Origin of the sequence: Streptomyces sp. NBC_00569 (assembly GCF_036345255.1) — a bacterium.
Taxonomy (GTDB): Bacteria; Actinomycetota; Actinomycetes; order Streptomycetales; family Streptomycetaceae; genus Streptomyces.
In genome coordinates this window covers 68,830-89,647 of sequence record NZ_CP107783.1, presented here as the reverse complement: position 1 = coordinate 89,647, position 20,818 = coordinate 68,830, and the positions used below count along the sequence as shown (strand labels likewise).

Genomic DNA, 20,818 nt, shown 5'->3' with positions numbered 1-20,818 from the left:
ATGAGCGTATGACCGAGAGCGAAGCGGATCTGCTGGCGTTGCTGGGTGAGCTTGATGATCCTGAGTGGCTGGAGTGGCCGCAGCACTACGACCTTGGCGAGACCGCAGCCCGCTTCGGTGGTCTGCTGGCCCGACTCGAAGGCGACTTCGCAGCTCGCTGCACGGATGAGCAGGACACCCAGGACTCCAGCGAGTACGGACGCCTCGTCGTGCCGGCCGACGCGACTGTGTGCGGAACCCGGATCGTCGTCTGCGTGAGCAAGTTCGGCTCCCTGGCGTTGGTCTGCGCCGACAATCCTGGCGCCTTCCTCGGAACCGGGGAGGCACAAGCAGAGGGCGAGTTGGACGCTGCGGATCTGGAAAAAGTCTGCGGGACTTTGGCCGGCCTCGGGTACGCGATCGTGCCCGAGGAGCTACTGGAGTGCGATTACGCCGGTCCGAGCCAACTGCCTTGGCATGTTCAGCGACCTACCTGGTGGCACCGCTTCTTCGGAAGCTTCTGACGATCGCGCGGCGGGGGACAGGCCGGTGCCGCACAGGCAATCCTCCGCACGCTGCCGGCCCCGGTGCTCTGCTGCATGATGACTGCCGTGAACATCGAGATTCTGATAAACGTCTGGCAGCGGCTTCTCACCGACCCTCGCAAGTCGTGGGTGCTGTTCGAGCATGGCACCTGTGTCGTGCTGACAGCTCCGGTGGGAGAGCTGGCTGAACAGGCCACCGAGATCGTGAAGAAGTTCGGCCCGGCGCAAGCCGGATCTTCGGCAGGGGACTTTGGGGTGATCGACCTCAAGGATACCGAGGGGTGGGTCGTCACTGGGTATCACAACGACGTCCTTACCTATGTCGGCCCTGATGAGCCTATGGACGAGTCTGAGATCACTGTCGGGCTGTTCGGACGTTCCAAGCGCCACCGAGACGGCACCGAACTTCACGTCGTTCACGTTGAGGACAACCGAGGCTCAGCGGACCCAGCGTGAGTGCCGCGCTTCACCGCTGGTAGTCCCCGGGGGCGTATTGGCGGGCGGGCTGCCAGCACTTTAGATCGGGCATTCGAGTGCACTGGCTGGCTCCCGCCGGAATCGGCGGGTGGTCTTCCTCTGGTCCGCAAATTCCGTGGTCTGCTCGAGTGGGGGGTGCCTGCGCTGGAAGGAACCCTCATGCGCGACACGAGTGATCGCTCGAGGTGACGTCGACCTTCTGCTGATCTGAGGCATCCGCGCATCTCCGTGCCAGTGGTGGAGCGGGTCCTTCGGCGGACCGCGAACGCGGCGCGGAAGTACAGCTGTAGCCCACCGCATCGACGAGGCCATGACGCACCTGCCGCTCGTCCCCGCCCGTCAGGACAGGTTCCTGGCCCGCCTGGACGATCCGGTCGAGGGCGACAGAGCGCCGTTCCTGGACCCGTGGGACCGGCTGTGCGCGCAGCACGGCTACGACGTCGCCGAGAAGCCCTGGAACAACGCAACGATCTACTCGGATTTCCTCAACTCCGAAGAAGCGGACGCCTGAAGCGGCCATTGGCTGCATCCTTCACAAGGCACTCGGGTACGCCGCCGGGTGACCCTTCACCACAGTCAAGGAGGTCTCTCATGGGGTTGAACTCTCGTACGGCCCAGATCGTCTGGGCAATCGTTCCGGTCGCGCTCGCCGGGTTCATCCTGGAGCTGCCGTTCGTCTGGCGGGCATTGAAGACGAAGAAGCGCAGCGACATCATCGCGGCGGCGGTGTTCGGCGTCGTGCAGATCGTGGTGTGGCTGCTCTTCGTGGTCTTCAGCGAGGGTTCCGGGACTCTGCGCGAAGACCTTCCCGCCGCCGTGATCTGGATCGGCGCCCTATCGGCAGCGGTCGCCGCCGCCTACCTGTACCGGCCGCTGAGCAAGGAAGAGTCGATGGACCGGGCGCAGGGTGAACAGCGTCCAGGCTCGTCGTACCTCGGCTGACACTGAAGCCCGGGGGTAACGTCGGCAACCGTCCCTGATGTCGGCCCTGTGCGAGCCCCTTCCTCCGCAGGCCAAGATCAATCTCACCGCCAACCGCTGTACTGATGTTCCCCGACGCCGGCTCAGGCGGCCACAGCCGAGAGGCTTCCTCGTTTTCCCGTATCCCGAACTGTTCCTGTATCGGCGGCCGCACGGGTGTGGGGCGGAGCCCCGCGTGTACTGACCTGGCCTGATCTCCGCTTACGTGATCACCGTGGGTGCGGGTTTGCTGACCCGTTGTCAGTGGTGTCTGTCAGCATGGGCAGTTCGGCGGGGAGCCGTGGTGGAGGGGGAGGCTGCATGCCTTGGGTGAGGCCGTATGTGCGGAAGGACGGGACGGCGGTTCGGGGATACTCGCGGTGGGCGTCCGGTGCTCGACGCGAGATGGCGATACTCGCGACCGTGGCCGTAGTGGTCGTTGGTGGGGGTAACGCCATGGACGGCTCGGGGAAGGCCTCGGGGTCGGAGCATCGGCCGCGCCCTAACCCCACGGCGGTGTACCCGGTGCGATTCCCGGGCTGGCATCAGAAGCCGTTGCCGAAGCCGACGGTGACGTACCCGATCCGCTTCTCACCTCGGGGTGGTCAGTGATGACGCGGCGACCGCCGGCGCGAAGGCGTAGGCGAAGCAAGCGCCGACAGCGCGAGCAGGACCAGCTCGTGGCTCTCCTCGTGGGCGCGGTCATCGGGCTGGCGATCTTCATCGCGGCGGTCAACTGGTTGTTGGCGCACTGGTGGGTCTTCGTCCTGCTCGCCGTGGTGGCCGTACTGGCGGGTGTGGGTGCGCTGTACCAACGTCAGCAGCGCGCCCTGTGGGCGCGCACCCAGTGGCAGGGTCTGCGCTACGGGCTGCCTCAGCTGGACGGGCTGCACCACCGCGACTTCGAGTACGCAATACGAGACTTGATGCGGCGGGACGGCTGCACGGACGCGAAGCAGATCGGCGGCGCGGGCGACAACGGGGCGGATGTGCTCGCCACTGACCCACTGGGCCGCAAGTGGGTCATCCAGTGCAAGCACCGCAGGAACGGCGCCCAGGGCTCGGCGGTGGGCACGCCAGACCTTCAGCGGGTCAACGGGACCGCTCGCCAGCTATATGGCGCGGACGTGGTGTTGGTCGTCACGAACGGACGCTTCTCGACGAAGTGCCCTGAACTGGCCCGGCAGCTGCGCATGCACTTAGCCGACCGCACGATGCTTGCCTCCTGGGCGGCCGGCTCACGGCCGCTGTGGGAGCTGCTGCCGAAAGTGCCGCCCCCACGCCGTTCGACGCCTTTGCGCTGAGAGAAGCCGCAGGTCAGCGCAGGGCAAAATTCCTGAGGCCCGTGGTTGAGCGGAAGGGGGCAAGTTTGCCTCCTTCCGCTCAACCACGGGCTTCGTCGTCCTCTACGACCTCCGCGTCGATGACGTCGTCGGCCGCAACGGTGACCTTTGCGAGGATCCGGCCGACCTTCCGGAGGCGCTTTTGCAGGTGCTCGGCGTCGACAGCTGCGCGGCGGAGCGTCGCTCCTTCGGGGATACGCCGAGTTCGCGCACGACGTCGTCGGCGCGCAGCCCGCATCCGCGCCGCGTCGGCTATCGCCCAGTTGCCGCGCTTCTCGGGGTTCATCAGGAGCCGCGGATGGATATGGAGGGCGCGCGCAAGTGCCTTGATGCGTGGCGGATCCGGCACTCGGTGCCCGTTCTCGTACGCGAGGATCTGCGCCTTCGTCGTCCCTGCCGCGCCCGCGAGCTCCTCAGCGGTCATGGCCTTCATGTGCGACCCGTCAACGTTCATGCGGTGTGCCCGCAGCTCCGACGGGCTTCGGGCCCCGGACGAACCGAGCCGGCCAATAGGCTGGTGGTGGTGGGGGAGGGGCGGGGCTCGGCACGGGCTGCAGGCAGGCCCCACCAGAGGCCGGTGCTCCTGAACGACGTCGGGCTCCCAGCCGCCGCTGCAACGCGCCGCGGTCATTTGACTTTCGGCATTGGGAAGTTGCTTCCTGCTCGATCGGGCACGGCAGAGGGCACGGCCCGGCGGCCAGTCACTCACCTCAGCCTTGTCTCCCGCCTGTCACGATGTCACCCCAAACAAGACTGTTTATCGGGAAAGCTGCCCGTGTTTGTTGTCCCTGGGGTTACGGTCTGTGCGCATGAGGTTCCTGCACACCTCGGACTGGCATCTGGGCCGCCGGTTCCACGGGGAAGATCTGACCGATGTTCAGCGCAAGGTCATCGACCACATTTGCGCCACAGCCCGATCCGAACACGTCGATGCGCTGTTGGTAGCGGGCGACGTCTACGACCGGGCCATTCCGAGCCTGGACGCGGTGCGGCTGTTCAGTCACGCACTGGAGCAGTTCGCCGACCTCGGCATACCCACGATCATGATCAGTGGGAATCACGACTCCGCGCACCGCCTCGGCGTCGGCTCCGGCCTGTTGTCCAAGGCCGGAGTGCACCTGCGCACCGACCTTGCGCAGGCTGCCGTCCCTGTCGTACTCGAGGACGCTCACGGCCCCATCGCCGTCTACGGCGTGCCCTATCTCGAGCCCGCCCTGGCCCGCGACCAGCTGGATGCCGAGACGGCCTCCCACCAGGCGGTGCTGACCTGCGCCCTGGACCGCATCCGCGCCGACCTCGCCGCCCGCCCTGCCGGCACCCGCTCCGTCGTCCTCGCCCACGCCTTCGTCACCGGCGCATCCGGCTGCGACAGCGAACGCGACATCAGCGTCGGCGGCGTCGCCCACGCCGGCGCCGGTGTCTTCGGCGGCATCGACTACGTCGCGCTGGGGCACCTGCACGGCGCCCAGCAAGTCAACAGCCGCATCCACTACAGCGGCTCCCCGCTGGCCTACTCCTTCTCCGAGACCGGCCATATCAAGTCCCTGACCCTCATCGACCTGCCCCAGCACGCAGTTCCCGCGATCACCCGCACCGACCTGCCTCAGGAGCTCAGGCTGCCGCTGGCCCAGCTCACGGGCCGCCTCGAGGACCTGCTGGACGACCCCGCCCATGACAGCCTGGCCGAGGCGTGGCTGCACGTCACCCTCACCAACACGGCCCGCCCGTATGAGCCCATGGCCCGCCTGCGGGAACGCTTCCCCCACACCTTGCACCTGGAGCACATCCCCACCGCCATCCCCGGGCAGAGCACCGACACCCCCACCTACCGTGAACGCCTCCATGGCCGGGGCGACCTCGAGATCACCCACGACTTCGTCACCGCTGTCCGCGGCACCCAGCCCACCGAGGAAGAAGCGGGCCTGCTGCAGGAAGCCGTCGACGACCTGCGCGCCCGCGCCCATGTCCAGGAGAAGGAAACGGTCTGACATGCGCCTGCACACCCTGCACCTGCAGGCCTTCGGCCCGTTCGCCGACCGGCACACCGTCGACTTCGACTCCCTGTCCGTCGACGGACTCTTCCTCCTGCACGGCGACACCGGCGCCGGGAAGAGCACCGTGTTCGCCGCGATCTGCTTCGCCCTCTACGGCAAGCCGCCCGGCGACCGCAACCAGCGGCTACGCAGCGACCACGCCCCAGCCGACCTGCTGACCGAGGTGACCTTGGAGGCCACCCTCGCCGGCAAACGCCTGCGCATCCGCCGCGTCCCCGCCCAGCACAGGCCCAAGAAGTACGGGGAAGGCACCACCCTGCAGAAGGCCGAGACACACCTGAGCGAATGGGCCCAGGAAACCGGGACGCCGGGCCGCTGGGAGCCGGTCAGCAAGTCCCACCAGGAAGCCGCAGACGAGATCGAACTCCTGCTGGGCATGAGCCGCCAGCAGTTCTGCCAGGTCGTCCTGCTGCCCCAGAACGAGTTCACGAAGTTCCTGCGCGCCGACGCCTTGGACCGCAAGGACCTGCTCGGCAGGCTGTTCGGCACCGGCCGCTTCGCCTCCATCGAGGAGTGGCTGGCCAGCCGCAAAACGACCGTCGCCAAGACCCGCGACGAGGCCCGCGCCGACGTCCTACGGCTGGCCGAACGCATCCAGCAGGCCGCCGGCGACAGCCTCGACCCCGCCCAGGGCGCCCCGCAGGCCGACAACCCCACCACACTGACCGAACCAGCCCGCACCTGGGCCACCGCCCTGCACACCGCGGCAGCCCAGCACGAACACACCACAGCCGCCGCCGCCGAAAACGCCCACAGGGAACTGACCGCCTTCCGCGACCAGGAACGCGCCGTACGCGAACTCGCCGACCGCCAGGACACCCAGCGCACAGCCCGCCAAGGGCTCGACCTGCTCGACGAACAAGCCGACCAGCACAACAAGCAGACCCAACGGCGCCAACACGCCCTGACCGCACAGAAGCTGGCCCCCCTGCTGCACGCAGCAGCCACCGCCGCAACCCAGCACATTCGTGCCCAGGACGACGAGAACGCAGCCCGCACCCTCCTGCTCCCCGAATACCGGGCCCTCGACGCCCAGCAGCTCACCGACACCGGGCAGCGCCTGCGCGCGGACATCGGAGCGCTGCGCGCGCTGCTGCCCGATGAGACCACCTTCCAGCAGCAGGTAGCCGATCTGCAGAAGCTGGACACAGAACGCCGGCAACTCCAGGACGACCTGAACGACGCCGAAGCCTGGCTGCAGGACGCCCCCGCACGTCGCAGCGATCTCCTCACCCGCCTGGAGACAGCCCGCATCGCGCAGGAGGAGGCGCGCGGACTCTCCACCGACCTCAACGCGCTCACGGCCCGACTTCAGGCGGCCAGCCACCGTGACTCCTGCGAGATGGAGGTCCGCCGTACCGAAGCGACCCTGGACAAGGCACGATCGGACACCGACGAAGCCGGCCGGACCTTCCTCGACATCCGGCGCCGCCGCACCGACGGCATGGCCGCCGAACTCGCCGGCCAGCTCACCGACGGCGAACCCTGCCCGGTCTGCGGCTCACCCACCCATCCCGCCCCCGCAGCCCCCCACTCCGACCAGCCCACGGCCGCCGACGAACAGGCTGCCGAAGACCACTACACCCGCGCCCAGGAACACCAAAAGACCATCACGGCGACGCTGCGCCAGCTCGCTGAAAAAGCAGCCACCGCCCGCGGCCAGGCCGGCGGGGACACGCCCGTGGCCGACCTGGCAGCTGACCACGAGGATCTGAAGAACCGTCTCAACGACGCCCTCGCCCGCGCGGCCGACACCAGAGTGGCCGACGAACAACTCCAGGCCCTGGAACGCGAGTCCACCCAAAGAGACCGCGCCCGCACCGACGCCGCCACTCGGCTGGCTGCCGCCAACACCGCCTACGACAGCCTCGACACCCAGCGCCACGACCTCGACCAGCGGCTGGCCACGGCCCGCGCCGACGCCCCCACCCTCACCGACCGCATCACCCAGCTCACCCAGGCCGCCGACGCCCTCGAGACCGCCGCTGCCGGCGCCACGGCCACCACCCGCACCGGTAAAGACCACCACCAAGCCCACGACCGAGCGACCGAAGCCGCCCACGCAGCCGGCTTCGCCTCCCTCGACGCAGCCGCACAAGCCCTGCTGCCCGACGACGAACTCCACGCCCTCGAGGACGAGATCACCCGGTGGCAGCAGGAGCGCGCCGTCCTGACCGTCCGCCTCGAAGAGCCCGACCTCCAAGCAGCAGCAGCCCAGCCGCCTGCCGACATCGAGGAAGCCTCCGCGCAACTCGACGCCGCCACCTCCCGCCACACCCGCGCCGCAGCCCTGGCCGGACAAGCCGCCGACCGCACCCGCGCCCTCGCCGACCTGGACACGCAACTCGACACCCACATCCGGCGCCTACAACCCCTCGAGCACGCCTACCGCACCGTCGACCACCTCCACAGCTTGCTCAACGGCACCTCACCCAGCAACCAACTGCGCATGCAGCTGGAGGCCTACGTCCTGGCCGCCCGCCTCGAAGATGTCGTGGCCGCCGCCAACACCCGCCTGCTCCACATGTCCGACCACCGCTACACCCTCGCCCACTCCGACGCCAGGGCCGCCCGAGGAGCCCGCTCCGGCCTGGGCCTGAAGATCCTCGACGCCTGGACCGGCCAGGAACGCGACACCGACACCCTCTCCGGCGGCGAATCCTTCTTCGCTTCCCTGGCCCTCGCCCTGGGCCTGGCCGACATCGTCACCGCAGAATCCGGCGGCCGCGCCCTGGACACCCTCTTCATCGACGAAGGCTTTGGCACCCTGGACGAAGACACTCTCCACCAGGTCCTCGACGTCTTGGACTCCCTGCGCGCCCACGACCGCACTGTGGGGGTCATCAGCCACGTCCCTGAACTGCGCCGCCGTATCACCCACCGTCTCCACGTCCGCAAAGACCGCACCGGATCGACTTTCGCCCACCTGACGGCAGCAGCCGAATGACAGCGAAGAAGCTCGGACCGGCAGCGGCAGCGCCTGCGAGTGGCCGCCGGGGGCGCCGGACCGACCGGGAAGACGACGCGGACGTTCGCCACCGCCGACGGCCCCCTCGGGCCGTTACACCGAGGCGCACCGATCGGGGGCCAGTGTTGGAGAACTCACCCTCGTGATAGCGCCTGGACCGAGAGGATGACAGTGGTACGCGATACAGGAGCGGGGACCATGGACAGGGTTCAAAACGAGGTCCCGGCGATCAGTCTGTCCAAGATGCAGGCGCAGGCCCCGGATTTGTTGAGCCTTTACAAGGCGGCGGGGTCCCGCGTGCGCGCGCACGGTCTCGAGGGGGTGCGTGCTGCCGTGTATCTCGTGCTGGACCGCTCGGGGTCGATGCGGCCCTATTACAAGGACGGCACCATGCAGCATTTCGGTGAGCAGGTCCTCTCCTTGTCCGCTCACCTCGATGACGACGGCACGGTGCCGGTGGTGTTCTTCTCCACCGATGTCGACGGATCCACCGACCTCACGCTCGGAGGCCATCGTGGCCGTATCAACAAGCTGCACGAGAACCTCGGTCACATGGGCCGAACGAACTACCACTGGGCCATGGACGCTGTCATCGACCACTACCTGGCTTCCGGCAGTCAGGCCCCGGCCCTGGTGATCTTCCAGACCGACGGCGGGCCCACCAGCAAGTTCGCCGCCGAACGGTACCTGTGCAAAGCGGCCCGCCTGCCGCTGTTCTGGCAGTTCATCGGGTTCGGCGACCCCGACGACAACGAGTTCACTTTTCTTCGCCGTCTCGACGACCTGGCCGTGCCCCGACACCGCATCGTCGACAACGCAGGCTACTTCCCTGCAGGCCGTGATCCGCGCACCGTAGGCGACGATCTCCTCTACGACCGGCTCCTCCAAGAGTTCCCCAGCTGGCTCGCATCGGCCCGCACCGCTCAGGTCCTGCAGTGAGCGCCGGCGGACCCAACCGGATAGACAGAACCCAACCGGATAGACAGAACCCAACGCGCAGCGCCCGCAGAGCAGTTGCGGTCCACTTCGGCTGACCCCTCGGATCATCGCGGCCGGGGGATTCTGAGCCGTGGCCCAGGCCACCCTGGACGCCGCGACCACCGAACGAACGCTGCTGCTCGCCGAGGTCTACCGGCGTGGCCGGGTCGGCGCGTACGCGCCCGTCAGCCAGGGATTCGACCGTCTGCTGGCCACCACCCTGGACGCAGCGCCGGCTGACAGAGCGAGCCCCGAAGACAGTCTGCCGCTGGACCGCCAGGGTTTCGATGCCGGAGCGCAGTGCGCGGGCGGCGCGCTCCTTGGCGGCGGTGAGCTCTGCGCACCAGCTGCGCGAAATGGGGGTGCAGCACGTCGAGTTCGCCACGACGCTGCTTCATGGAGCAAGCTGGTGCCAAGTAACGCCGGAGATGGGATACGCCTCATCAGAGGTGATGAGGCTGCCCAGTCGGTGGGTAGGCCGACGACTCAACGCCGCAGCCAGGCCCCCTGAGATGACTGCAGTTTCTACTCCCCACCTGGATGACGAACTTTCCAGGGGCGGATGAGCCTCGCACGCACTCCCGAGGTCTTTGCTAGTGCCACACTGTCCTTCCGGGAAAGGGGTGGGCCATGGGATTCGGGTTCCGTGTCGGTGTGCCTGGGCTGAGTGTGCGCGTCTCGACACGCGGTGTGCGAACGTCCGTCGGTCCACGTGCGGCGCGGCTCAGTGTGGGCAGCGGCGGCGCGCGGGTGTCGACGGGACTCGGCCCCTTCTACGCGTCGAGTTCCCTCAGCGGCAGTCGCCGTCGTACCAGCACACGTCGTACCACGCAGACTCGGTCGGTCGCCCCTTCGGCCAGCCAGCTTGAGCGAGCGCGCCGTCAAGCGGAACGAGCACAGCAGGAGGCGGAACGCGACGCCGCCATCGCTCAACTGCAAGAACTCAAGCGGCAGATGACCAGCGTCCACCTGCAGACCTTCACTGCTGCGCAACCGCCCCTACTTCCAGCAGCTCCGCAACTTGGCCTGCCATGGGCACTCGCCGAAGCTCAAAGCTTTCACCTGCAAGGAGTGGGCCGACTCGCACGAGCCGAGCGAGCCGGCGCCAAACAGCGCGCACAACAGGACGCGCCCGCATACCTGGCAGCAGAGACAGCACGTCTGCACGCCGTTCGTGAACAGATGGTCACCGAGGCCGGACAGTGGTGGCACGCGCTGCTCGCCAACGACGAGGCCACCGTCTGCGAGGCAGTGAACACCGCATTCTCCGACAACCCGGCCGCCGGCTGCGCAGTCGGCGTGGACGGCTCGGTCCTGTCCGTCGTTATGCGGCAACAGGATCTCGACACGCTGCCCACCCAGACCGCGGGCCTGACCCCCAGCGGCCGCCCCACCCTGAAGAACCTCACCAAACGCGACCGAACTCTGTGGTGGTTGACAGCCATGGGCTCCAACATCGTCGCCACTCTCAAGGAGGGCTTCGCAACCGCACCCGGCATCGAAGCCATCGACCTGGCCGTCATGACTCGCCTTCCCGACACCCAGCGACTCGGCTTCGTCGCCTATGGCCGCTGGACACGGCGCGCGATCGAGTCCACACCCTGGCGGGAACCTGAGGACGCCCTGCGGTTCCTGGACATCGGGCAGGACACCGCCTGTTCCGTCACCACCACCGCCTCCGGCAATCTGTCCAGCACGCTCAAGCCGCTGGACACCACCCGCGTAGGCGGTCTGCAAGCTCTGCTGGACGGCGCCCAAGACGACTCCGCCTCCGGCGAACCCTCCCTCGCCGACCTGGACATCGCCCTTGGTGCCAACCCGCCTCCCGACCCCGGAGCCGCGCTGGGCGATCCGTACCGGATCAGAGCGTTCGCCGAGTGGAAGCAACAGACCCTCTCACCGCCACACCCCGCACCCATTGCCCCTCCGCCCACGTCTGCGGCACTCATCCCGGGCCAGACCATCGTCCTACCCGAGGAAGCCTGGCAGGGACTTCGCGTCTCCTTCACCTTCGCCGGCGCAGACGCAGACCTCACCCTGTTCTTGCTCGGAACCGACGGCCGTGTCTGCGGTGACGAAGACTTCGTCTTCTACAACCAACCCTCCGCCGCCGACGGAGGCGCGCGCCTCCTCGGAAAACAACAGGAGGGACCACGCACAGTGGAACGCGCCACCGTCCACCTTTCCGCCCTGCCCGACCGGGTGCACCGGGTCGCCGTCGCCATCAACATGGATGTCGACACCGGACTGACCTGCGGCTCCCTCACTCACGCAAGGTTGGACCTGGACTGCGTGAACAGCAGCGCCTGGACATTCACGCCTCCCGCCGACCCTTCCATCCGGGCCATGGTCATCACCGAGCTCTATCGGCACAGTGTCGACGGCAACCCCGTGTGGAAACTTCGGGCCCTGGGCCAGGGCTGGGCGGATGGCCTCGACGGCCTCGCTCGCGCCTGCGGAGTCGCCATCGAATAGTCAGGCAGCGAACACGAGGGCCGATGCTAGAAACCTCTCTCCGAAGCACCTGCGCAGTGGCCAGATCAGCATGATCCGGAGTGTCGGCGAGGTCCGGCCAGGCGGCCGCGCCGGTGTAGTCGAGTAGGCCGGCGAGCGCGTCCTCGGCCCATGCGCGCAGACTGTGCCGGAAGCTCTTGGTATCGCAGACGTGATTGCCGCCTCGGGGCTCGCCCTGGCCGGTCGAGTGGCCGTTCCCAGCCGCTATGGGGCAGTAAGAGTGGGCGTTACGGCTGAGGAGCGCGCGGACATCGAGGGCCTGAGGTTCAACCCCGGCATACGCGAGGGATTTGGGCGTCGTTGAGAGGCTCCCTGCCGCACGTCAACAATGAAACAACAATCTGTTGTTTCGTTGCATAGCTGCGGTAGGGTGACCGTATGGCACGTGACGCTCAGGACAAGGCCCGTCGGCGGCTGTCCGCCTTCACGGAGGACTCCACCACTCATGGGGCCCCGGCGCGCCAGTTGGAGCAGGACGCCGCCTGCCTGGGGCGGCTGCTGGCGGCTGCCGCCGACCATCAGCAAAGCGACGGACAGCAACCGGATGTGGCGCCAGGGGACATTGCTGCGGCGCTCGGTCTGTTCGAGGACATGCGTCTGTCGCTGGACCGGCTGGAGACTCAGGTGGTCATCGAGGCCAGGCGTCGGGGCATGGAATGGCGGGAGATCGCCGGGCACCAGGGCCTGAACTCCTCGCAGGCCGCCTCGCAGCGCTATCAGCGGCTGATGACCCGGCTCGAAGAGATCCGTCAGGGTGTCAGGTAGGAGAAGAGGACATACAGATGACGGATCAGCCCGCTGAACTCCTCGCCGCCGTCGACTCGCTGCTTGCTGCCGTCGATGACGGCACCGTGCTGCCCGCGCCCGCCGAACGGGTTCGGTTGCGCGAGGCCGCTGGGCTGACCGAGGCTGCTGTTGCCCAGGCACTCGGGGTCCGCGTGCCGAGCATTCAGGCCTGGGAGGCGGGCCGTGCCGAGCCGAAGGGGGAGCGCCTTCAGGCCTACCGCAGGCTGCTCGAGGGCCTCGCCACCGCTATCCCGCGCCACGGCTCGAGAGCCCTGTTGCCACGGTGGACGAGCCGGCCCCGCCACCAGCAGGCCCGGCACCCGCGGCTGAGGCCCTGACTGCGTCCGAGACCACCCCGGCCGCCCCGGCTCTCGTCACTGCTGCTGCGGTGGCCTCCTCGCGTCCGGCGCGCACCGCCAGGCCGTCGTCGCCGTCGCGCCGCCCGGGCGCGAGGAAGGCCGCTGCGGCCGGCACCCCGGCGGGCGTCGATCCGCGGTTCGAGAACGGTCCGCTCGCGGTCGTAGATGTCGAGGACGGCCAGGTGCTGGCGTACTGCGTCGGCGGCCTGGTCCTGGACGTGCCCGCGAAGTCCCTTGCGGCCTTGGTCGAGTGGACGCTGAAGGAGGCGAGGCTCGGTCAGCCGAAGCTCGCCGGGCCGGGTAAGGACGCCGACCCGCTGATCGTGCTCACCGAAGCTGCGCTCGAGCGCTACGGGCTGCCGGCCCGACTTGCCGATGAGGAGCGCCTGGCCGGGCGCCTGCCCGAGGGGCACAAGGTCGCCAAGCAACTGGCCCGTCAAGAATGGAAGTTGACCAAGCGCGGCTTCGGGCCGTGGGCGCGGATCTACCGCCCCGCTCAGGGTTCGGAGCGGGCCTGCGTGCAGCTGTGCATCCCGTCGTAGGATGCGCTCGACACCCGGCACTGGGCCCATGCCGCCCAGCTTCCGCCGGCGGAGCTCGCGCGGCTCCTGGGCGTGTACGCATCCCGGGTGATGACGCCGCGCGGCTCAACCGCCGTGACCGGCCTGGAGCTGATGACCGCGCTGCATCCGGCGACCCGGGCCTCCGAGCCGGACGCCGACGGCAAGCGGCACTCGCAGTACAACCCCGGCTCCCTCGGCAAAGACCCGGTGGACTGCGCACCGTGCGAGGCCCCCGATGGCCACCCGCTGCTCAAGGACCTGCCGCGCTTCCACATGCGCGGCCCCGGCGAGAAGCTGTTCGAGGAGGCGTACGACTGGGCGCGGCCGATGACCGATGCCGAGTGCACCCTGCGCCACCTGGTCGGCGTCGACGTGAACATGGCCTTCGCGGCGGGCGCCAACGGGCTCCCCGTCGGCCTGGGAGCCCCGACGCACGTCACGAACCCGGTCTTCGACCCGAAACTGCCCGGCAGTTGGCTGGTGGACCTCAGCCACGTCGACCTGTCAAAGGTGAAGGCCGGCAAGGAGTGGGTGGAGCTGGACGGCAGCCTGCTGCCCTCCCCGTTCACTCCGCAGGGCGAACGACCTGAGGGCCCGGCCTGGTACGCGACGCCGACTGTCGCCTACGCCCAGGAGCTGGGCTACGAGGTGCAGCCGACCGAGGCGTGGGTGCGCCGTGAGAACGGCCGCTACCTGGACGGCTGGTACAACCGGCTGCGCGACGCCTACCTCGCCACGATGGCCGACCTCGGCGTCGACGCCGACCTATCGCCGGCCGACTTCCTGGCGGCGATGGACGGCTACAAGGACCGTGACCCGGAGCTCGCGATCGTCGTCTCAGCGGTCAAGGCCACAGTGAAGGGCGGCCTCGGAAAACTGCGTGAACGCCCGAGAGGCGAGGGATGGCGGCCCGGCGAGCCATGGCGCGCCCTGTCCCGCCCAACATGGCGGCCGGACATCCGCGCGGCGGTCATCTCCCGCACCCGGATCAACCTCCACCGCAAGATCATCAAGCACGCCGCGTTTACCGGGCAGTACCCGGTCGCGATCCTGTCCGACTGCGTCGTCTACGCGGCCAGCGGGCCCTCGCCGCTGGACTTCCTGCCCTACCGGGACGGCAAGTCGCTGCCCGGCGGCTTCAAACTCGGCATCAACCCCGGCCTGGTCAAGCACGAGGGCACCCAGTCCGTCCTGTGGGGCGAGGAAGTCCGCGATCGGTTCCACGCCCCGGAGCTCAACTTGGCCCGGTACATCAAGGACGGCACCGTCACCGACGTCGACAACGGCGAGTAGGGGAGAGAGCAGGCGATGGCCAAGGAGTTCGGGGACGGCCTGGACAAGGCAGTCCAGAAGGCGTTCACCCGGCCGGCGCCCAAGGCCGCGGGCCCGCAGATGCGGTACATGGTCAAGCAGTTGGGCGGCACGAAGGCGGTCGCCGAACTGCTCAGCATGTCCCAGCGGCAGGTGGAGCGATACGTGGCGGGCACAGCCAAGAAGCCGCGCACCAATCTCGCCGCCCGCCTGGAGCGCGAGGTGAAGAGGCGCTGGCAGCCGCAGATCCGGGCCAAGGCTAAGGCCAAGGCGGCGACCACCGGCGGCATCGTCATCGACACCCGCGCCCGCATGGGCTACACCGCGCCGATCGGGTCCACGGACCAGGACCGCATCCGACACCTGACCGTCGCCCTGCCGCCCGTCTACGCCGCCCGCCTCTTCGACGCCCAAGAGCAGGGCGCCAGCGACGCCCGGCTCCAGGAGATCGCGGCCGAAGCCCTCAAGGACGTCTACTTCCAGGACGGCGGCCGCCGCGCCGGCAGCCTGGAAGAGGTCCGCTTCACGGACATCGAGCACCTCGAGTTCGACCTGTAGATCTCCCAGCAGCAAGGGCCCGAACCGCCTTCTTGTGACTGAGCACTTCACATGGCGGATGAGCGTGCGAGTCGGCGGACTGAGCGCCCGAGCGTGGGACACCTGGCGAGCCGAAGCGCGGTCACACCGTTGTCGAGCAGGGTTCCTACTTTCCAAACCCTCGGCGGATCTCCTCGGCGAGGACGCCGTCCTCTTCGCTCAGACCGAGGTAGGCCCACGAGATCCCGCCGTCGGCGAGCGTCTCAGCGATGGTGGCCCTCCCGGGGTACCGGGCTTCGACAGCGTCCAGTTCCGCCTCAAGCCGCCAACTCAAATACTCAGTCACAGTTCTGGGTGAGCCAAAGCACGATAGGTGTCACAAAGAAAGCCTTGTTGGCCCCAAGATCGTCGGTGAACCCACCAGGGTCGGCCGAACCACGGTGGCCCAACGCGAGCGTCAGTTGCCGTCATGGCCATCGCCTCGGATATCACGGTGGACATCCGAGGCGAGATTCAAGCCGCTGCACGCGGCCTGACCCGGCCCCGAACCTCAGTCATGTCAGAAGCTCCGGGTGACCTCGTTGCCCGGAGCTTCGTCGTGTTCCGGGTGGGTCAGCCCGGCGTTGGTGGCAGCGACAACCGACGGGCCGCGGCTTTGATGCGCACGACAGGGCGGCCCCGGTGACGCCCCCGTACGTTGTGCCGACCAGGCGCGAACGGAGAGTGGAGCCCAGGATGACCGAACTGATCCCATCGGAAAACACACGGCCGGCGCCCGGGGCGGGCAGACGCACGCTCGGCGTGCTGCCCCTGGTCGGAATCTTCTTCTTCACAGTGTCCGGAGGCCCCTTCGGGCTCGAAGCCTCACTCTCCAGCGCCGGTCCGGGCATGACCCTGCTGATGATCGTCCTGGTGCCGGTGGTCTTCGGCGTACCGAACGCGCTGGTGGCAGCGGAGTTGAGTGCCGCGATACCGGTCAACGGCGGCTACTACTACTGGGCGAAGATCGCGCTCGGCAGAGGTGCGGCATTCGTGTTCGGCGCCTGGAATTCGATCGGGTCGGTGCTGAACCTCACCCTCTACCCGATCCTACTGGTCGACTACCTGGCCACCTGGGTCCCGGACATCGCCCGCGGGAAGGGGCTGGTGATCGTGGACCTGTTCCACGGCGGTTTCGTCGTGGACCTGCACTGGATCGTCACCGTCGCCCTCATCGTCCCGATGGCGTACCTGAACTACCGCGGCTCCAAGGCGGTGAGCGAGTACTCGGTCGGGATGATGCTTCTGATCCTCGCACCGTTCGCGGTGCTGGCGGTCCTGGGCATCTGGCATGCGGTCGGCAACGGGATCAACGTGCTCTCGCCCTTCATGGTGCCGGGGCAGAGCGCCCACTCGTCGGTGGCCGGCGCGCTCAGCGTGATCGTGTGGCTGTACCTCGGCTTCGACGGCCCGAGCACCGTGCTGGGCGAGGTCGCCGACGCGCACCGGACCTACACCCGGGCCCTGGTCATCTCGGTTCCGCTGATCATCACCGCCTACCTGCTGCCCACCATCGCCGCCATCGGCAGCGGGCTGCACCGGGGCTCGCCCGCCGACTGGGCCCAGGGCGACTTCATCGTGGTCGGCGACGCCCTGGGCGGAATCTGGCTGAAGGTGCTGATCTCCCTGGGATCGGCGCTCTCCCTGGTGGGGCTGTTCATGGCGATCCTGCTGACGAGCACCCGGGTCCCGCGGGCGCTCGCCGCGGACGCGTACCTGCCGCGCTGGATGGCCCGGGACAGCAGACGGTTCAACACGCCGGTGGGTGCGCTGCTGGCGAGCACCACCGTCGTCGTCGTGCTCGCCGCCGTCGACTTCAGCTCGATCCTGCGGGCCACGGTGCTGCTCACCCTGGCCTCGATCCTGCTGGAATTCGTGGCCTTCCTGGTCCTGCGCTGGAGATATCCGCAGATGCTCCGGCCGGTTCGGGTCCCCGGCGGCTGGCCCGGCGCAGTCCTGGTCGTCGTGCTGCCCACAGCGATGATCGTGTACCTGGCGTGGAGTACGGCGGTCGACGAGGCCGCGACGTTCGGCACGAGTCTCGCGTTGGCGCTGCTGGCCGTGCTGCTGTACCCGCTGTGCCGACGGTTCGTCAAAGGCGACCGGCCGGACGCGGCTATCGACTCCTCCCAGGTCGAGCTGGGTCCGGACCGGTTCGCGGGATTCGGTTCGCGGCAGGCGGGCGTGTGATGGATGTGCAACGGGTGCTCTCTGGGCTTGCACAGCAGTTGCGGACCTGGTGGCCGGTGCCGGGAATCGCGATCAGCGTCGTCGATGGGACCGGCGAGTTGGCGTTCGTCACCGCAGGATTCGCGAACGCGGAGTCCGGGGCGCCGCTCTCCCGTCGCACGCGGTTCGAGATCGGTTCCATCAGCAAGACCTTCACCGCCTTCCTGCTCGGCATACTGGCGGACGAGGGGAAGGTGGACCTCGACGCGGCGGTCGCCGACCACCTGCCCTGGTTCGCCCCGAACGGCGGCTCCCGCGCGATCACCGTCAGGCACCTCGCGCAGCACACCTCCGGCCTGGTGGCCGGGGCCGACGCGCTGCCCGATGCCGCCGCACGCGGCTACGCGCTACGCGATGCGAGGACCTGGGCCGAACCAGGTGAGCTGTTCCACTACTCCAACGAGGGCTACAACCTGCTGGGGTTGATCGTCGAGCAGGTGACGGGGCAATCGCTGGCGGACGCCATGGCCGGACGGCTGCTGCGGCCCCTGGGCATGCGCGACTCGGCGGCGCGGATCACTCACGAGGACATCGCCGAACTCGCCACCGGGTACCGGTTCCTGCGCGACGACCGCCCGCCGCTGCCGTCGGCCCCGCTCGCGCCGGCCGGCTTCTTCGAGTATTCGGCGGCCGATGGGAACGTGCTGGCAACCGCTTGTGACCTGGGCCTGTTCGCCCGCATGATGCTGTGCCGGGGCACCCTGGACGGCACCAGGATCATCGGGCCGGAGCGTTTCCGACAGATCGTCACGGCGCCTGCCGGCGCGGTCAGTTCCGGCTACGCGCTCGGCGTGGACGTGGAAGTGATCGACGGCCGCACCTGGCTGACGCACGCCGGCGGGATGGTCGGATACCGCTCGTACCTCGCCGTCGACACCGACGGCGGGCACGGTGTCGCCGTGCTGACCAACGCACCCGGCGAGTGCCAGATCATCGACCGCTTCGCCCGCCATGTGCTCGCCGTCGTCCAGGGAGCCCCGGCGGACCCGGCGCTGTTCGACCCGGAGCGGATCCCCGACGCCCAGCGCTACGTCGGAATCCACGGAACGACGCCGCGTCAGATCCGCGTCGAGGCCACGGGCGACGACCACCTCTCGCTCACCTCGGACGGGGCGACCGGCAGGCTGTACGACGCGGGGGACGGGCGGCTGGTGTGCGATCACCCAGGATGGTCCGCCTACCACCACTCTCTGGACGGACGCTGGCTCTACGGACCCGAGTCACTGGGCCCCAGCCCCTGCGCGCCGACCGCTTCCCCGCATGCACTCGCAGGCCACTACCGGAGCTACACCCCCTGGCATCCCAGCTTCAGCATCGTGCAGCGGGCAGGACGACTGCACATGATCGCCGCAACCGGCGTGGAAGCGCCCCGCGACGAACCGGAACTCGTCCCGCTCGACGACGGGACGTTCCGCATCGGAGCCGACCCCCGGCTGCCGGAGCGCCTGACGTCCGGCCCCGCCCTGGACGGCGCGGTGCTCTGGGTCGACCTGGACGGCTGCCGCTACACGCGCTCGTTCCGGGATCAGCCAGAGCCTCGGTAAGCGCCCGTCCGCAGCTCGCGCACCCGGAGCTGGAGGTGCGCGAGCAGCATGGCGTCGGCATCGGCGAAGTCCAGCCCGCAGACCTCGCGGATACGGCGCAGCCGGTAGCGCATGGTGTTGGGGTGGATGTGCAGGGCTTTTGCCGCGGTGTCGGTGGCTCCCGCGGCGGCGAGATAGGCGGCCAGGGTCGCCGCCAGCGGACCGTCCTGGCCCTCTTCCTGGCGCAGCCGGTGCAGCGCGCCGCCGGCGTCCGGCAGGCCAAGCGCCTCGGTCGCGTCGGCGAGGTGCAGCAGCAGCACCGCCAGCGCCATCTCCTCCACGGTGCGCACGGCCGGGCCGCGGACGGCCGGGTGCCGCAGCGCCCGCAGCGCGGCGTCCGCCTGCGCCCGCACGTCGGCGATCCGGCCCATCGATTCAGCCGGGCCGCCGACGGCGACCACATAGTCACCGGCCAGTGGGGTCCGCGCGAGGAAGTCGCGAGCCAGGGCGACGGCCGACTCCAGGGCCGTGGCATGTTCCGGAGGCCAGGCAGCCAGTACGTACACCGCTCCGGTGCCCGCCACCAGGGCTGAACGGGGGTGCACGGCCGCCAGGAAGTACTCCAGCGTGTCCGCGAACCGGCGCAGCCCGGCGGCGTCCAGCGCGTCGGAGCCCGTGCTCCCGGCCAGCCGCGGGGCCGCGGCCAGGACGCAGACCGGGCCGGAGCCCAGCTGCAGCCGGCTCGCCTCCACCGGGTCGGCCGCCCCGCCGAGTACCGCGGCGGCCAGCTCGCCGCGCTGGCGGCGGGCGTAGCTGGTCTCCGTGCGCAGGCCGACCAACTGCAGCGCGACCACGGGCGCGAATTCGCGCAGCCGGGCTGTGGCCGCCTCGTGGAGCGGCCCGGTGACGGCGGCCCAGATGTAGCCGACGACGTCCGAACCGGCCCGGACCGCGATCGCCAGCCTTGCCAGCTGATCCGCCCCGGTCGCCTCCATGTACACCGGTTCGGTGCTGGCATGGAGCCGCTCGAACTCCTGACGCTCGCGCTGTTCGGCGAGCGTCCGCTGGTGCACGGCCCGCCCCAGGATGGTCTCGATCCGCTCGGAGTCGGTCCGGTCCTGCCCCTCCGACCAGGCGACCAGCGCGGAGAAGCGGTCCTCGATGGTGACCGGGGCGCCGACGCTCTCGTAGACCGCGTTCGCCAGGGCGAACAGCTCTGCGCCGCTGCCGGCCGAGCGCACGCGCGTCCTCGCGTACTCGAGCAGCTGCTCACGGACGGTCGTCGCCACGTGCATCCAGGACGCGTCTCGGTTGACCTCGATGATCGCCAGCTTGTCGTGGGCCGACGGCGGCACCGGGGCCTTCACCGCCAGCACCTCCGCGCCGGCCTGCCGCATGGCCGCCGTCAGCTCGCGCAGCTCGGCCTCCGTGGTCACGCCGACCCCCAGCACCACGCACCCGGGTCCGAGCTGTGTCGGCGCACCCGGGGCATGGATGGCGATGTCGGTGAGCGGCCCGCCGCTGCCGGTCCCCTCCTGGACCAGGCGCAGCAGCGCCGGGCCGATGTTGTCCACGAGCTGACGGACGGACAGGTGCCCCCGGGCACCGGACTCCCGCATGGTGCACCCCCAACTCGAAGGACTGTTGTGGGCG

At 69.0% G+C, this 20,818-nt stretch carries 16 protein-coding genes and 1 pseudogene; 14 read left to right on the top strand and 3 right to left on the bottom strand.

Features of this window, described 5'->3' with window-relative positions; all coding sequences use genetic code 11:
• Positions 1-8: 8 nt before the first annotated feature.
• From OHO83_RS00450 to OHO83_RS00430, 5 genes are all read left to right on the top strand, one after another.
• Positions 9-503 (top strand): hypothetical protein, encoded by a 495-nt coding sequence (locus OHO83_RS00450; RefSeq protein ID WP_266681899.1) that lies wholly within the window; start codon positions 9-11, stop codon positions 501-503.
• A gap of 75 nt (positions 504-578) precedes the next feature.
• The gene (locus tag OHO83_RS00445) at positions 579-980 is read left to right on the top strand and encodes a hypothetical protein (protein WP_405633946.1); all 402 of its coding nucleotides are present in this window, start codon (positions 579-581) and stop codon (positions 978-980) included.
• 331 nt (positions 981-1,311) lie between these two features.
• The gene (locus OHO83_RS00440; RefSeq protein ID WP_266681901.1) at positions 1,312-1,512 is read left to right on the top strand and encodes a hypothetical protein; all 201 of its coding nucleotides are present in this window, start codon (positions 1,312-1,314) and stop codon (positions 1,510-1,512) included.
• A gap of 80 nt (positions 1,513-1,592) precedes the next feature.
• Positions 1,593-1,943, top strand: coding sequence for a hypothetical protein (locus tag OHO83_RS00435; RefSeq protein WP_266681903.1), 351 nt, complete (start codon positions 1,593-1,595; stop codon positions 1,941-1,943).
• Positions 1,944-2,572: 629 nt separating this feature from the next.
• The gene (locus OHO83_RS00430) at positions 2,573-3,265 is read left to right on the top strand and encodes a restriction endonuclease (protein WP_266681904.1); all 693 of its coding nucleotides are present in this window, start codon (positions 2,573-2,575) and stop codon (positions 3,263-3,265) included.
• 79 nt (positions 3,266-3,344) lie between these two features.
• On the opposite strand, the gene OHO83_RS00425 is transcribed toward OHO83_RS00430, so the two are convergent.
• Positions 3,345-3,935, bottom strand: a complete 591-nt coding sequence (locus tag OHO83_RS00425) for a helix-turn-helix domain-containing protein (RefSeq protein ID WP_266681905.1) — start codon at positions 3,933-3,935, stop codon at positions 3,345-3,347.
• A 178-nt stretch (positions 3,936-4,113) separates the two neighbouring features.
• Between OHO83_RS00425 and OHO83_RS00420 the strand changes: the two genes are divergently transcribed.
• From OHO83_RS00420 to tpg, 7 genes and pseudogenes are all read left to right on the top strand, one after another.
• Positions 4,114-5,292, top strand: a complete 1,179-nt coding sequence (locus tag OHO83_RS00420; RefSeq protein WP_266681907.1) for an exonuclease SbcCD subunit D — start codon at positions 4,114-4,116, stop codon at positions 5,290-5,292.
• 1 nt (position 5,293) lies between these two features.
• Positions 5,294-8,305 carry an AAA family ATPase gene (locus tag OHO83_RS00415; protein ID WP_266681909.1) on the top strand — a complete coding sequence of 1,004 codons (3,012 nt, stop codon included), beginning with the start codon at positions 5,294-5,296 and terminating at the stop codon, positions 8,303-8,305.
• A gap of 264 nt (positions 8,306-8,569) precedes the next feature.
• A complete protein-coding gene (locus OHO83_RS00410) occupies positions 8,570-9,265 on the top strand; it encodes a VWA domain-containing protein (RefSeq protein WP_266681911.1) in 696 nt (231 codons plus the stop codon).
• Positions 9,266-10,054: 789 nt separating this feature from the next.
• On the top strand, positions 10,055-11,779 hold the full coding sequence (locus OHO83_RS00405; RefSeq protein ID WP_330278396.1) for a TerD family protein: 1,725 nt from the start codon (positions 10,055-10,057) through the stop codon (positions 11,777-11,779).
• 417 nt (positions 11,780-12,196) lie between these two features.
• Positions 12,197-12,583, top strand: a complete 387-nt coding sequence (locus OHO83_RS00400) for a hypothetical protein (protein WP_266681915.1) — start codon at positions 12,197-12,199, stop codon at positions 12,581-12,583.
• 17 nt (positions 12,584-12,600) lie between these two features.
• A pseudogene (gene tap / locus OHO83_RS00395) lies at positions 12,601-14,819 on the top strand (telomere-associated protein Tap).
• Between the two features lie 15 nt (positions 14,820-14,834).
• Complete coding sequence (tpg, locus tag OHO83_RS00390; RefSeq protein ID WP_266681917.1) at positions 14,835-15,395, top strand: telomere-protecting terminal protein Tpg; 561 nt, start codon at positions 14,835-14,837, stop codon at positions 15,393-15,395.
• Positions 15,396-15,540: 145 nt separating this feature from the next.
• On the opposite strand, the gene OHO83_RS00385 is transcribed toward tpg, so the two are convergent.
• A complete protein-coding gene (locus OHO83_RS00385; RefSeq protein WP_266681919.1) occupies positions 15,541-15,720 on the bottom strand; it encodes a hypothetical protein in 180 nt (59 codons plus the stop codon).
• 389 nt (positions 15,721-16,109) lie between these two features.
• On the opposite strand from OHO83_RS00385, the gene OHO83_RS00380 reads away from it, so the two are divergent.
• Together OHO83_RS00380 and OHO83_RS00375 are read left to right on the top strand one after the other, a co-directional pair.
• The gene (locus OHO83_RS00380) at positions 16,110-17,603 is read left to right on the top strand and encodes an APC family permease (protein WP_266681921.1); all 1,494 of its coding nucleotides are present in this window, start codon (positions 16,110-16,112) and stop codon (positions 17,601-17,603) included.
• 14 nt (positions 17,604-17,617) lie between these two features.
• A complete protein-coding gene (locus tag OHO83_RS00375) occupies positions 17,618-19,186 on the top strand; it encodes a serine hydrolase domain-containing protein (RefSeq protein WP_266681923.1) in 1,569 nt (522 codons plus the stop codon).
• Here OHO83_RS00375 and OHO83_RS00370 read toward each other — a convergent pair.
• A complete protein-coding gene (locus OHO83_RS00370) occupies positions 19,168-20,784 on the bottom strand; it encodes a helix-turn-helix domain-containing protein (RefSeq protein ID WP_266681925.1) in 1,617 nt (538 codons plus the stop codon). The genes OHO83_RS00375 and OHO83_RS00370 overlap by 19 nt on opposite strands.
• Between the last annotated feature and the right edge of the window lie 34 nt (positions 20,785-20,818).

Coding starts and splice junctions, on each gene's coding strand:
- OHO83_RS00450 (WP_266681899.1), top strand. CDS start 9: ATGACCGAGAGCGAAGCGGATCTGCTGGCGTTGCTGGGTGAGCTTGAT.
- OHO83_RS00445 (WP_405633946.1), top strand. CDS start 579: ATGATGACTGCCGTGAACATCGAGATTCTGATAAACGTCTGGCAGCGG.
- OHO83_RS00440 (WP_266681901.1), top strand. CDS start 1,312: ATGACGCACCTGCCGCTCGTCCCCGCCCGTCAGGACAGGTTCCTGGCC.
- OHO83_RS00435 (WP_266681903.1), top strand. CDS start 1,593: ATGGGGTTGAACTCTCGTACGGCCCAGATCGTCTGGGCAATCGTTCCG.
- OHO83_RS00430 (WP_266681904.1), top strand. CDS start 2,573: ATGACGCGGCGACCGCCGGCGCGAAGGCGTAGGCGAAGCAAGCGCCGA.
- OHO83_RS00425 (WP_266681905.1), bottom strand. CDS start 3,935: ATGACCGCGGCGCGTTGCAGCGGCGGCTGGGAGCCCGACGTCGTTCAG.
- OHO83_RS00420 (WP_266681907.1), top strand. CDS start 4,114: ATGAGGTTCCTGCACACCTCGGACTGGCATCTGGGCCGCCGGTTCCAC.
- OHO83_RS00415 (WP_266681909.1), top strand. CDS start 5,294: ATGCGCCTGCACACCCTGCACCTGCAGGCCTTCGGCCCGTTCGCCGAC.
- OHO83_RS00410 (WP_266681911.1), top strand. CDS start 8,570: ATGCAGGCGCAGGCCCCGGATTTGTTGAGCCTTTACAAGGCGGCGGGG.
- OHO83_RS00400 (WP_266681915.1), top strand. CDS start 12,197: ATGGCACGTGACGCTCAGGACAAGGCCCGTCGGCGGCTGTCCGCCTTC.
- tpg (WP_266681917.1), top strand. CDS start 14,835: ATGGCCAAGGAGTTCGGGGACGGCCTGGACAAGGCAGTCCAGAAGGCG.
- OHO83_RS00380 (WP_266681921.1), top strand. CDS start 16,110: ATGACCGAACTGATCCCATCGGAAAACACACGGCCGGCGCCCGGGGCG.
- OHO83_RS00370 (WP_266681925.1), bottom strand. CDS start 20,784: ATGCGGGAGTCCGGTGCCCGGGGGCACCTGTCCGTCCGTCAGCTCGTG.